Origin of the sequence: Streptomyces hiroshimensis (genome assembly GCF_014650335.1) — a bacterium.
In the GTDB taxonomy this organism is placed as follows: domain Bacteria; phylum Actinomycetota; class Actinomycetes; order Streptomycetales; family Streptomycetaceae; genus Streptomyces; species Streptomyces hiroshimensis.
In genome coordinates this window covers 131340-142750 of sequence record NZ_BMUT01000014.1, presented here as the reverse complement: position 1 = coordinate 142750, position 11411 = coordinate 131340, and the positions used below count along the sequence as shown (strand labels likewise).

11 protein-coding genes and 1 pseudogene are annotated in these 11411 nt (G+C 71.3%); 6 read left to right on the top strand and 6 right to left on the bottom strand.

The window, feature by feature from the left end; genetic code table 11:
• Positions 1-7 precede the first annotated feature (7 nt).
• From IE241_RS27970 to IE241_RS35045, 4 genes are all read left to right on the top strand, one after another.
• On the top strand, positions 8-1588 hold the full coding sequence (locus tag IE241_RS27970; protein ID WP_190024632.1) for a serine protease: 1581 nt from the start codon (positions 8-10) through the stop codon (positions 1586-1588).
• 52 nt (positions 1589-1640) lie between these two features.
• The gene (locus IE241_RS27965; protein ID WP_190024631.1) at positions 1641-1985 is read left to right on the top strand and encodes a hypothetical protein; all 345 of its coding nucleotides are present in this window, start codon (positions 1641-1643) and stop codon (positions 1983-1985) included.
• A gap of 22 nt (positions 1986-2007) precedes the next feature.
• Entirely contained in the window at positions 2008-2421 is a 414-nt protein-coding gene (locus IE241_RS27960) for a cytidine deaminase family protein (protein WP_190024630.1), read from the top strand.
• A 307-nt stretch (positions 2422-2728) separates the two neighbouring features.
• Positions 2729-3727 carry an eCIS core domain-containing protein gene (locus tag IE241_RS35045; protein WP_373300782.1) on the top strand — a complete coding sequence of 333 codons (999 nt, stop codon included), beginning with the start codon at positions 2729-2731 and terminating at the stop codon, positions 3725-3727.
• Here the strand turns inward: IE241_RS35045 and IE241_RS35040 are convergent.
• Positions 3717-4070: pseudogene (locus IE241_RS35040) on the bottom strand (transposase); the annotation flags it as partial. The gene IE241_RS35045 and the pseudogene IE241_RS35040 sit on opposite strands and share 11 nt — an antisense overlap.
• 39 nt (positions 4071-4109) lie before the next feature.
• Positions 4110-5015, bottom strand: a complete 906-nt coding sequence (locus tag IE241_RS27945; RefSeq protein WP_190024628.1) for a helix-turn-helix domain-containing protein — start codon at positions 5013-5015, stop codon at positions 4110-4112.
• Between the two features lie 97 nt (positions 5016-5112).
• On the opposite strand from IE241_RS27945, the gene IE241_RS27940 reads away from it, so the two are divergent.
• Positions 5113-5913, top strand: coding sequence for an NAD(P)H-dependent oxidoreductase (locus tag IE241_RS27940; protein ID WP_190024627.1), 801 nt, complete (start codon positions 5113-5115; stop codon positions 5911-5913).
• Between the two features lie 51 nt (positions 5914-5964).
• Here IE241_RS27940 and kilB read toward each other — a convergent pair whose 3' ends face one another.
• On the bottom strand, positions 5965-6243 hold the full coding sequence (kilB, locus tag IE241_RS27935) for a plasmid transfer protein KilB (RefSeq protein WP_506004940.1): 279 nt from the start codon (positions 6241-6243) through the stop codon (positions 5965-5967).
• A gap of 286 nt (positions 6244-6529) precedes the next feature.
• Here kilB and IE241_RS27930 point away from each other — a divergent pair, with 286 nt between their 5' ends.
• On the top strand, positions 6530-7282 hold the full coding sequence (locus tag IE241_RS27930) for a nucleotidyltransferase domain-containing protein (RefSeq protein ID WP_190024626.1): 753 nt from the start codon (positions 6530-6532) through the stop codon (positions 7280-7282).
• A gap of 91 nt (positions 7283-7373) precedes the next feature.
• Here the strand turns inward: IE241_RS27930 and IE241_RS27925 are convergent, their stop codons facing one another.
• From IE241_RS27925 to IE241_RS27915, 3 genes are all read right to left on the bottom strand, one after another.
• Positions 7374-8240: a geranyl diphosphate 2-C-methyltransferase gene (locus tag IE241_RS27925; protein ID WP_190024625.1), complete on the bottom strand. Its 867-nt coding sequence runs from the start codon at positions 8238-8240 to the stop codon at positions 7374-7376.
• A gap of 130 nt (positions 8241-8370) precedes the next feature.
• Complete coding sequence (locus tag IE241_RS27920) at positions 8371-9705, bottom strand: family 2 encapsulin nanocompartment cargo protein terpene cyclase (protein ID WP_190024624.1); 1335 nt, start codon at positions 9703-9705, stop codon at positions 8371-8373.
• A gap of 35 nt (positions 9706-9740) precedes the next feature.
• A complete protein-coding gene (locus IE241_RS27915) occupies positions 9741-11171 on the bottom strand; it encodes a family 2B encapsulin nanocompartment shell protein (RefSeq protein WP_190024623.1) in 1431 nt (476 codons plus the stop codon).
• Positions 11172-11411 lie beyond the last annotated feature (240 nt).

The following is an 11411-nucleotide window of genomic DNA, read 5'->3' as shown; positions in this document are numbered from 1 at the left end:
GCAGATCATGACCACTTCTTCCGTACCCCGCCGCAGCGTCCTCCGGACCCTGGCTGTCGCCGTCGCCCTGGTCGGCAGCGCGACGCCCGCTTGGGACGCCACGGCCTTCGCCGCAGAACCGGAGACGTACAGTCTCACGATCAAGCACCTAGACCGCGGCGGCCGCTCGACAGGGGACTACGCCACCACCGTCACCGGCATCTCCGGCCCCGGCGCTGACAAATCCGTCCAGCCGCACGACGCCTCCGGCACGACCACCGTGCGCCTGCCCAAGGGCCGTTACGTGCTGGACAGCTACCTGACCACCGGCAACGCCGCGGGCGGCACGGACGGCACGGACTGGATCGTCCAGCCGCGACTCGACCTCGATCGCGACACCACCGTCACGGTCGACGCGCGGACCACCGCACCCGTGGACGTACGGCCGCCCGACGGCTCCGCGGAGTTCCTGCACAGCATGATGGTCGTCGAGGTCAAGCACGGCGGCACCACTCGCCTCCTCAACCGGATGGCCGCCAAGCCGAACCTGCGCGTCGCGCACCTGGGCCCCGACGCCGAACCCGGCTCGGTGAAGCAGTGGTTCGACGCCTACTGGACGACCAAGTCCGCCGACTACGCGCTCGGCTACGTCTTCACCGGCCCCCGCGCCCTGACCGGACTCACCCGGCACCCCTCCGCGAAGGACCTGGCCGCCCTGCAGATCCGTGGCGCGGCCCGGCCGGGCACCACCGGAGCCGGGCCCGCGTCCATCGACCTGCAGCCGAGTAGCGGAGTGACCCTCGGCGTCTCCCAGCGCCTCGCGAGCCCCGGCGACGCCACCTACTTCGTCACGCCTGAACGCGGCACCTGGGACGTCACTTACTGGCCCCCCGCTGCGCCCGGCGGGGCCTCCAACCGATACACCGCCAACGGCATCGCCGTGCGCGCCGGGAGCACGACCACGCACACCTTCGACAACGCCGTCTTCGGACCGGCCCTCCCCGATCGCCCCGGCGTCGTCCGCGACGGCGACCGTCTCACCGTCGATGTCCCGATGCTGGCCGACGGCGACGGCCACGTACCGTCGTCACCGTCCTACGCCTCGGCCTCGACCACTCTGCACCGCGACGGCGTGCTCGTCGGAACGAAGTCCGGAGCCCCCGGACGGGCCGGGTTCACCGTGCCGGCGGGCGACGCGTCCTACCGCCTCACCAGCACGGTGAAGCGCAATGGTGCACCCGGCACCGCCACCCAGGTGACCTCGGCGTGGACCTTCGCCTCGCGCACGACGACCGGCCCGGTCCCGGTGCCGGTGAGCGCCGTGCGCTTCTCGCCCGAGCTCAGCCCGACCGGAACCGCGGCGGCGAACACGGCACTCCGCGTGCCCGTCACCGTGCAGGGCGCAGCGGCGAACGGCCGCGTCCGCTCGCTGACCATCTCGATGTCCGTCGACGGTGGCGCCTCCTGGACCCGGATCCCGGTCGAGAGCGGCGCCGTCACGATCCGCAACCCGCGCGCGGGCACCGGAGTCACGCTGCGCGCAGAGCTGACCGACACCGACGGGAACACCCTCACCCAGACCATCGTCGACGCCTACCGCACACAGTGAGCAGGGCCGTGCCGGGGGTGGTGCTGTCAGTGGGCCTCGGCAGAATCGACGCATGACCGGTCATGCCCTGAAAGCCGGCGGCGCGGGCGAACTCGTCCGCGCCGCCGCCATGGACGTCTACTACCTCCCGGGCAACGGCCCTGGTCGGTGCAACCTCCTCCGAATCAGGCAGCACGATGGCCTGTTCCAGCGAGAACTTCGTCGGCGCGGCAAGTCGATACAGACCTCAGCACGGAGCTCGCACTGGCTGGGGACTTTCAACCGTTCATCGAGGGGCTTACTCCGGGCAGCGCAGCTTGACCATCGTGGCATCGAAGCCGACCTGGAGCCCTGGCGGAACAAGCACACCGCCGATATTCGTTTGCGCACTCTCGTCACCTGGGTCAACGTCGCCTGACACCTGACGAAAGGCAGAGAAGATGACCACGCAGACCCACCACGTCGACCACGAACTCGTCCAGGCGGCGGCCCACGTCGCTCGCACTCGCTGCCGAGGCGACAACCACACCATGGCGGCCGCGGCCCGTGCCCGGGATGGCCGGATCGTCACGGCGGTGAACGCCTACCACTTCACCGGAGGCCCCTGCGCCGAGCTGGTCCTCATCGGAGCGGCAGCCGCCCAGGGCGCCTACGAGCTGGACACGATCGTCGCCGTGGGCGACCGCGACCGGGGGGTTGTTCCCCCGTGCGGCCGGTGCCGTCAGGTCCTTCTCGACTACTTTCCCGCCCTCAAGGTCATCGTCGGCGAGGGCGACCGCGTCCGAACCGTCCCTATCACCGACTTGCTGCCGGAAAGCTACGTCTGGGCCGACCACCAGCTCGACGCCGAGTAACCGCGCCACTGAGCGCAAGCCGGCACCGCCGGCCGACAACAGGGCGAACGTTGGCTGAGCCAGCCCGGCGAGCGCGCGGTCAGGCAGCCGAAAAGGCCCTCCCGCACGGACCTTGCGTCCACGGAGACGCGGCGGCTGTGCGGGAGGGGTTGCGTCCTATGTGAGGAGAAGGTCCATGCGCGCCCGAGAGAAGTCCGAGGGCCCTAGCCCCGGTACCGCGCCCGTCTCGGCCCATACCCGTACGTCGAGCCGTACGCCGGGCAGACAGGGGAGCCGAGGTGCCGGAGGGGGCGTACCGCCCGCGCTCATGGGCTTGCAAGGCGCCGTCGGCAACGCGGCCGTCGTGCAGATGCTCCGCGCCGCCGGGCACCTCGGGGAGGAGGGCGAACCCCGGCACGCCGTCCATCGTCGGCACGGCGAAACCGGGCGACCCGCCGTGCAACGTTCCGCGGTGCACGAGGTCCTCCGCAGGCCAGGGCGGCCGCTCGACGACGCGACCCGCGCCGACATGGAGGCGCGGCTCGGCGCCGACTTCTCGGACGTACGGGTGCACAGCGGCGCCGCGGCGAGGGCCTCCGCCGCAGAGATCGGGGCACGCGCGTACACCTCGGGCAGCCATGTGGTCATCGGCGCCGGGGGCGGAGACAAGCACACGCTCGCGCACGAGCTGACCCAGCGCGAGGAAACCGCAGTCCAGCGCGTGAACGACTCGGGAAACCGGCCCCTGATCAGCCACGCCAACCCGAACGACGACTGGTTCGCCGACAACGCCACCGCCGTGCGCGCGGATGGCCTCGTCCTGAGCGGTCACGGCGGCTGGGAGCGGGTGGACGGCCACTTCCGGGTGCCCAGGGGCACGAGGCTGCACTTCTACACCGTCCACGGGCAGACCGTCCCGGACGACCTGGGCGGCCAGGTGGAGCAGGGCAACGAGCAGCGCGGCAGCGTCGAGCAGAGCCGGCAGCCCGGCGCCTCGCGCACCCTGGCGGGCGGCCGATCCGCTCCCAACTACCGGATCTCCTACCCCTCCGGGCTCACCATCAGGGGCAACCCCGTGATTGCCACACCCGTGGCGGGCGGGTACGACGTCGAACTCGACCCGGCAACCCCGGCCGCCAGAGTCATCACCGTGGCCACGCTCCTCGACCCCCAACTCGCGGGGCACTCGATCGTGTTCGACGGCGATGTGCTGCTGAGCGACATCCTTCAGACGGACATGGGCGACGTGCACTTCGCGGCCTGCCGCTTCGTGGAGACCGGCCGCCCGGGCACGAGGAACCAGAAGGAGGGGCTCTTCAACCCGTGACGGCGGGACCACGGCCCGACGCTGCGTGACTCTCAAAACCGCTCACCGGCACCTTTGCCCTCGCACTGAAGGACAAGGGCGTCCCCGTCCCGGGCATCGCGAAGAACCCACCATCCAGACCGGGAAGAACGACCTCCGCGAGCGCCTCGGCTTCGACCTTGCCGTATCGGGGGGTGTCGTTGACCGTCGGCACAGAGGGCTCCGGCCATGACTCGGGCCTGGCAAGGCCGAACTCCTTGCCGTGCTTCGGCGGCCGGCCACCCCTGGGATCGTAGCCGCGCGGCGGCTTCGACAGCCTCAGCACGCGGTCCGAGCGCAGGCGTCCGACCAGCTCGACGGGACGGTCGCGATTCCCTGGCCTCGGTGCCGGTGCCGGTGGAGCTCAGCGCAGACCAGGCGCCTCCACTACGGCCGCGCCCGGCCCGGCGAGGCCGGCGAGGGCCGCCGCCGCCTCACTGCCCTCCCCCGCGCTGAACACGTGCACCACCAACCCCGTCTCCCCGGGCGCGGCCGGCACGTGCAGCGTCTCGAAGTCCAGGGTGAGCAGCCCGGCCACCGGGTGCCGCAGGCGCTTGCGGCCCGCTGCGCACATCACGACCTCGCCGGTGCCCCAGATCCTCCGGAAGTCGGCGCTGTGCGCGGACAGTTCGTTGATGAGGGCGGACAGTTCCGCATCGTCGGGGTAACGCCCCGCGGCGACCCGCAGCTGGCCCACGGCCTCCGCCGCCCTGGCCTCCCAGTCGGGGTGGACGGACCGGGAGGCCGGGTCGAGGAAGAGGTACCTGGCGTTGTTCCGGTCGCGGCTCCCCGGCCCGGGCGCGCCGCCGATCAGCTCGGCACCCAGGGCGTTCCAGGCCACCACGTCCATGCGGTGGTCCGTCACGAACACCGGGAAGCGGTCCAGGGAATCCAGCACCCGCTGCAGGAGGGGGCTGACCTCCGCCCTGGGCATGGGGTCGCGCCTGGCGCCGGCGAGCGTGTCCAGGTGTTTGCGCTCCGCCGCGTCCAGGCCCAGCGCCCCCGCGAGCGCGTCGAGCACCTCCGCGGACGGCTGGGTGGCGCGGCCCTGCTCCAGGCGGACGTAGTAGTCCACGCTGATGCCGGCGAGCTGAGCCAGCTCCTCGCGGCGCAGCCCGCGCACGCGCCGACGGCGACCGCCGGCGCCGGCCAGCCCGACCTGCTCCGGTGCCACCCGCCCGCGGCGGGCGCGCAGAAATCCGCCGAGCGCCCGCTGGGCATCGCCGACCCCGCCGACTCCTCCGATGTGACTGCCGTCCACGCCGTTCATACGCTCCAGTATGGTGGCCCTGGCAGTACCAGGATCACGGATCCGCAGGTAAAACAGGGTGCTGGCTACCCGGGTGCGCTCGGGAGACCGTAGCTGCATGAACGACACCGCACCGCAGCAGCACCAGCAGAAGAAGATCCTCCTCGTCACCGCCCACCCCGAGCCCCGCTCGCTCAACGCCTCCCTGGCCGCCTTCGCGGCCGAGCACCTGCGCACGGCAGGACACGAGGTGCAGGTCTCCGACCTCTACGCGATGAAGTGGAAGGCGACGGTCGACGCGGACGACTTCCCGGACGAAGCGGGGGACCGTCGGCTGGAGGTGATGGCCGCCTCCGAGCGGGCCACGCTGGCGGGCCGGCTGTCCGCCGACGTCGCGGCCGAGCAGGAGAAGGTGCGCTGGTCGGACGCGGTGATCCTGCAGTTCCCGATGTGGTGGTTCTCCATGCCCGCGATACTCAAGGGCTGGGTCGACCGGGTGTTCACCGCCGGGTTCGGCTACGGCCCGGCCCTCCCTCCGCCCTACACCGGGAGCGCCCTGGAGGGACGGCGGGCGCTGGTGTCGGTGACGGCCGGCGCCCGGGAGTCGTCGTTCTCCGACCGGGGCATTCACGGACGGCTGGCGGACGTCCTCCACCCGGTGCAGCACGGCCTGTTCTGGTTCACCGGCATGGCGCCGCTCGAACCGTTCGTGATGTACAACGCGAACGCCCTGCCGGAGGAGCGGTTCGAGGCGGCGAAGCGGGAGTACGGGCGCCGGCTCGACGGGCTCTTCACGGACGAGCCGGTTCCGTTCCGGTCGCTCACGGGCGGCGATTACGACCACGACATGCGGCTCCTGCCGGGCGTGGAGACGCCGGGCACCAGCGGGCTCGACCTGCACATCCGCCCGCACAACTGAGTGCGGACTGCTGACCGCGCGGAGTGAGCAGAGTGAGCGGACGCCCTCCGCTCACCGCACCAGCAGCGAAGCGCGGGAGACAAAGGCCGCTGTCCGGAGCCGGTGTGCCTCGTCCCGCGCCGTGACGAACGCGTCCCCGTCCGGATCCTCTCGCTTGCGGTACCAGCGGTCCGCCTGGCCACGGCGGTAGTCCTCCACCGCTGCGGCGAACGCACTGTACGTGGCTATACGTTCCTGCCGAAGCGCCTCGGAGCGTGTGAACAGCTCACTGCGCCTGGAGGCGAGGCGCTGGAAGGTGTGCGTGACCACGGAACCCAGCAGCGTGCCCATCACCGCTACGACACTTGTCCAGATAGCTTCCACAGCGCCAGTCGATCACAAGAAGTGCAAGAGGTGCTGGTACAACCGGCAGTCACGGGCAGGCCGGCCGAGCGCGCCGGGTATCTCGTCGATAGAGTCTGCTTCATGAAGTGATGACACGCCCGCACACCGATCCACGGAACGCCGTCCGAGCCCAGCCGCTCCGGCGTTCCCCCGGTGTGCCCGCATCGCCCTCATGGCTCACAACGTCATCCACTTCTCGCGATTTCCCGCGGCTTCTCACGATCGGATCCTCATGACCGACGACGCACTCTTCCTCGACCACGTCTCCGACCGGCTCGCGGCGCTGCCCGCCGTACGCGCCGTCACCCTCGGCGGCTCGCGCGCTCAAGGCACCCACACCCCCGACAGCGACTGGGACATGGCCGTGTACTACCGCGGCGGTTTCGACCCGGCGGATCTGCGTGCCGTCGGCTGGGAGGGCGAGGTCTCCGAGATCGGTGGCTGGGGCGGCGGCGTGTTCAACGGCGGGGCCTGGCTCACGATCGACGGCCGGACCGTCGACGTCCACTACCGCGACCTCGACGTCGTGGACCACGAACTCGCCGAGGCCCGGCAGGGCCGCTTCCACTGGGAGCCCCTGATGTTCCACCTCGCGGGCATCCCGAGCTACCTGGTGGTCGCCGAGCTCGCCGTCAACCAGGTGCTGCGCGGCACCCTGCCGCGCCCCGAGTACCCGCAGGCCCTGCGCGAGACGGCCCCGCGGATGTGGCGGGAGCGCGCGGCCCTGACGCTCCGCTACGCCAAGGGCGCGTACGCCGGGCGCGGCCAGGCCACGGAGGTCGCGGGCGCGCTGGCCACCGCCGCCCTGCAGACGGGGCACGCGGTGCTGGCGGCGCGCGGCGAGTGGGTCACCAACGAGAAGCGGCTCCTGCAGCAGGCCGGTCTGCGGGGCATCGACGCGATCCTGTCCGGGCTCCGTCCGCGGCCCGAGGCCCTGACCAGGGCGATCGCCGAGGCCGAGGAGCTGTTCGGAACCGCCGACTGAGGCTGCCGAAGGCCACCCTCGGCTCTGTTCTCACCCTGCACTCCGCCGGGCTGCGGCGGCGGGACCGGGCCGGGGTCCCGCCGCCCGTGGGTCAGATGCGGTCGGCGGCGATCAGGAGGTAGTGGAAGCTGCCCTCCTTGTACGCGGTCAGGAAGGGGTCCTCGACGCCGGTGGCGAGGGAGGACTGGGCGCGCAGCTCCCAGTACGGGATGGTCGCGGCCGTGAGGTCGACGACGTTGATGGGCACGAGGCCGTTGGCGGCCATGGCCTTGAAGTACGTGCTGCGGGGGTGGATGTTGCACGTGTAGTGCTCGTCGATGCGGCTGACGGCCTTGGATCGCAGGCCCGTCACGTCGTTGGAGCAGCCGGTGATGGTGACGTAGCGGCCGCCGTACGCCAGCTGGCGGGCGTGCTCGGCGAAGAGCTCGAACAGGTCGACGTACATGGTGGACTCGTTGTTCCAGATGCCCTGGAAGGCGCCGGTGGGCAGGCCGGTGTCCAGCATGTTGGCGAAGTGGTAGCGGACCTTGTCGTCCACGCCCCGCTTGCGGGCCTGCTCGTTGGCGAAGTCGACCTGCTTCCGGGAGATGGAGACGCCGTCGGCCCGGCAGCCGAAGCGGGCGTTGGCCATGATGCTGGTGCCGCCGCGGCCGCAGCCGGCGTCCAGCACGCGCTGGTCGGGGGCGATGGGGCCGAGGTGGTCGAGGAGGACGTCGGCCTGCGCCGACTCCAGGCGGTGCAGCTCCTCGATGATGCGCGCGTCCCGGGTCTCCTCGGGGCCCTCCAGGACGGACGGGTCGTAGTCGCCGAGGCCGTAGTGGTGGTGGTAGAGGCCGTCGACGTCGCCCAGGCGCAGGTTGACCGGGTCCTTCTCGTTGTTCCAGTACTCCGCGACCGACTTCTGGTAGGCGGTGCGCAGGACGCCGGCGGACGCTTCGGGGGCAGGCGTGGTCGTCATGGTGGTGCTCCTTACGGATCAGGGCATGCGTGAGTACGCGCGGTGTGCGTGGCGTACGTGATGTGCGTGATGTGCGTGATGTGCGTGGGTGTTCAAGGAACAGAGGGGACGGACGCGAAGCAGGGCAGGCTCACGCGCTGTTGTAGCGGGGGCTCCCGGCGTGCCATTCGCGGTTGCCGCCGAGCCAGGCCCAGACTCCCGCGAGGAACCGGCGCAGCTCGGGCGATCCGGTGAGGGCGAGGGCCGCGGCCTCCGTCTCGTAGGTGTGCACGAGCTCGTCGTGGATCTCCGCACTCCGCTCGATGGCCTCGCGCAGCGAGCAGCCGTCCTCCTCGGCGATCACGACGGGGAGGTTGAACTCCACGCCCGAGGAGTCGTGTTCCTTCGTCATCGAGTACAGGTCGTTGACGAGCGTGGCGGCCGTGGCGGCCATCGTCACGGCGCGGCGCACGCGCGGTTCGGCGTATACGGAGGCGGGCAGCGCGTAGCCGCCGACCACGTCGGCGAGTGCGATGCAGGGGAGGAAGCTGTTGATCTGACGGTGGGCCAGGTATTCGCGGACGCCGGGCATGCGGCCCTGGGAGCGCCACGAACCCTCCTGCTCGTAGCCCACGAAGAGGACGGCGACCTCGTGCCGCAGCCGGGCGACCTGCGAGGGCTCCGCGTAGCGGGACAGGTGGTCCAGGCCCGAGCGCAGGGCGACCCGTACGGGGTCCTCGCGCATCTCCTCCTCCCAGGTCGGCGCGTAGCGGGCCGGGAGGTGGGAGGGGTCGAGGGCCGTGTAGGCGAGTCCGAGGTGGGAGCCGAGGAGTTCGGTCCTGGAGCCCATGGTCTCGTCATCGCAGTAGTAGTCGTCCGTGGCCCACTCGGCCAGGGCGCACTTCCCCGCCGCCAGCAGCCGGTCCGGGTCGTCGCTGTCGGGGTGGGCCAGCATCATCAGGCGCCCGAAGTCGGCCGCCCGGACGCGATCCAGCCGTCCGTCGTATATGCCGACCTCGTCCGCCCAGGCCACCAGCCGGTCGTTGACCTCCTGGCCCAGCGCCGGGTCGTCGCGGAGCGCGGGCGGGCAGTACAGCTCCGGGACCCCGGTGCCGCGGTCACCCGAGGCGCCGCGGGAGACGCCGGGGGCACCGGAGATACCAGAGGCACCGGAGACGTCAGGGGCGCCACCCACCGGCTTCCCTGCGGCCTTCTCTGCTGCCTTCTCTGCTGCCTTCTCTGCTGCCTTCTCTGCTGCTTTCTCTGCGACTTTCCCTGCAGCCTTCCCGGCCGCGATGCGGGCGGCGGAGGTGCCCAGCCCCGTGGGCCCGGTGGGCAGGCGGGTGCCCGCCGGGCGGGGCGTGGTTCCGGGCAGCGCCTTCGGTGCGGAACGCCGGACGCCCTGGTGATGGGTGAGCAGCGCGGCCACCAGCCGCGCCACGTCGTGGCGGGCCGTGGGCGCGGTGATCCTGGACAGCAGTGACACAGGTTCTTCTCTCCGTTCCGGGGGGGTGGTGCCCGTCAGGACGGGGTGTGGAAGACCTCGACGTTCTCCAGGACGCCGAGCGCGTCGGGGACGAGAACGGCCGCCGAGTAGTAGGTGCTGACCAGGTAGGAGATGAGGGCCTGGTCGTTGATGCCCATGAACCGCACGTTCAGGCCGGGCTCGTACTCGTCGGGGATCCCGGTCTGCCGCAGGCCGACGACTCCCTGGTCGCCCTCGCCCAGGCGCATGGCGAGGATGGAGGAGGTGCCCTCCTCCGAGACGGGGATCTTGCCGCAGGGCAGGATCGGGACGCCCCGCCAGGCGGGCACGGGGTGGCCGTTCAGGTCGGCGCTGTCGAAGGACAGGCCCCGCTTGTTGCACTCGCGGGCGAAGGCGGAGACGGCCCGGGGGTGGGCGAAGAACGCCTTGGTCCCGCGCCGCATGCTCAACAGCTCGTCCATGTCGTCGGGCGTGGGCGGGCCGGAGTGGGTGGAGATGCGCTGGCTGTAGTCGGCGTTGTGCAGCAGGCCGAACTCGGGGTTGTTGACGAGCTCGGACTCCTGGCGCTCGCGCAGCGCCTCGATGGTCAGCCGCAGCTGGTGCTCGACCTGGTCCATCGGGTCGTTGTAGAGGTCGGCGACCCTGCTGTGGACCCGCAGGATCGTCTGCGCCACGCTCAGCTCGTACTCGCGGGGGGCGAGCTCGTAGTCGACGAAGGTGCCCGGCAGCACCGGCTCACCGGCGTGGCCGGAGGCGAGGGCGATGTTCGCCTCGCCCTTCTTGTTCTGCGGACGCGCCTTTTCGGCCTGACGCTGCCGGACGTGGACCCGCAGCCGCTCGCTGCGGCCCGCCACCTCCTCGTAGGCGTACCGGGGCAGGGCCAGGACGGTGCACGCCGTCATCGCGCGGGCCGTGAACTCCCAGGTGCCCGGCTCCTCGGCCACCGCCTGCGCGCCGAAGTACGCGCCGTCGGCCAGCACGCCGCGACGGGTCTCCTCGCCGTACCTCCCGGCTCCGGCCTTCTCCACCTTGCCGTGCGCGATCAGATAGACGTGGTCGACGGGCCGGCCCCGTTCGGCGATCACCTGGCCGGGTTCGTACTCCTGCTGCCGGCACCGCTCGGCCAGCGCGCGCAGCGTCTCGTCGTCGTGGAATCCGCGCAGCAGCGGCAGTTCCCCCAGCTCCGCGGGGACGACCTTGACCGCGGCGCCTTCCTGGACGAAGGTGACGCGGCCGTCGCCGACCTCGTACACCAGGCGCCGGTTGACCCGGTACGTGCCGCCCTTCACCTCCACCCACGGCAGCATGCGCAGCAGCCAGCGCGAGCTGATGCCCTGCATCTGCGGGGCGGTCTTGGTGGTACTCGCCAGGTTCCGCGCAGCGGCGATCCCCAGGCTGAGCTGGGCCCGGCCTGCTTGCTGTTCGGGCTGCTCCGGCTGGTGCTGCCGGTGCGCTGCGGTCGACATCCCGGTCCCTCTTCCATCTGGGCGCATGCGTCAAGAGGGAGCCCTTGCAATAGCCCGATCGGGCGACTGGGGGCTCCCGCCGCGCAAGTGAAGCAGCGCTTGATGATGTTGGTCGAGATGGCCGAGGCTGCACCGTCACCTTTGCGCCATGAGAGGGCGATGGTTCGTGCGGCATACACCGAGCTTGTCGTGCGCCCAGGGGCGGCCATCACTCACGATGTGGTGGGAATGTCCGCATTT

Bases quoted from the DNA above. Each gene is read 5' to 3' on its own strand.
- IE241_RS27970 (WP_190024632.1), top strand. From the start codon at position 8: ATGACCACTTCTTCCGTACCCCGCCGCAGCGTCCTCCGGACCCTGGCT.
- IE241_RS27965 (WP_190024631.1), top strand. From the start codon at position 1,641: ATGACCGGTCATGCCCTGAAAGCCGGCGGCGCGGGCGAACTCGTCCGC.
- IE241_RS27960 (WP_190024630.1), top strand. From the start codon at position 2,008: ATGACCACGCAGACCCACCACGTCGACCACGAACTCGTCCAGGCGGCG.
- IE241_RS35045 (WP_373300782.1), top strand. From the start codon at position 2,729: ATGGGCTTGCAAGGCGCCGTCGGCAACGCGGCCGTCGTGCAGATGCTC.
- IE241_RS27945 (WP_190024628.1), bottom strand. From the start codon at position 5,015: ATGAACGGCGTGGACGGCAGTCACATCGGAGGAGTCGGCGGGGTCGGC.
- IE241_RS27940 (WP_190024627.1), top strand. From the start codon at position 5,113: ATGAACGACACCGCACCGCAGCAGCACCAGCAGAAGAAGATCCTCCTC.
- kilB (WP_506004940.1), bottom strand. From the start codon at position 6,243: ATGGGCACGCTGCTGGGTTCCGTGGTCACGCACACCTTCCAGCGCCTC.
- IE241_RS27930 (WP_190024626.1), top strand. From the start codon at position 6,530: ATGACCGACGACGCACTCTTCCTCGACCACGTCTCCGACCGGCTCGCG.
- IE241_RS27925 (WP_190024625.1), bottom strand. From the start codon at position 8,240: ATGACGACCACGCCTGCCCCCGAAGCGTCCGCCGGCGTCCTGCGCACC.
- IE241_RS27915 (WP_190024623.1), bottom strand. From the start codon at position 11,171: ATGTCGACCGCAGCGCACCGGCAGCACCAGCCGGAGCAGCCCGAACAG.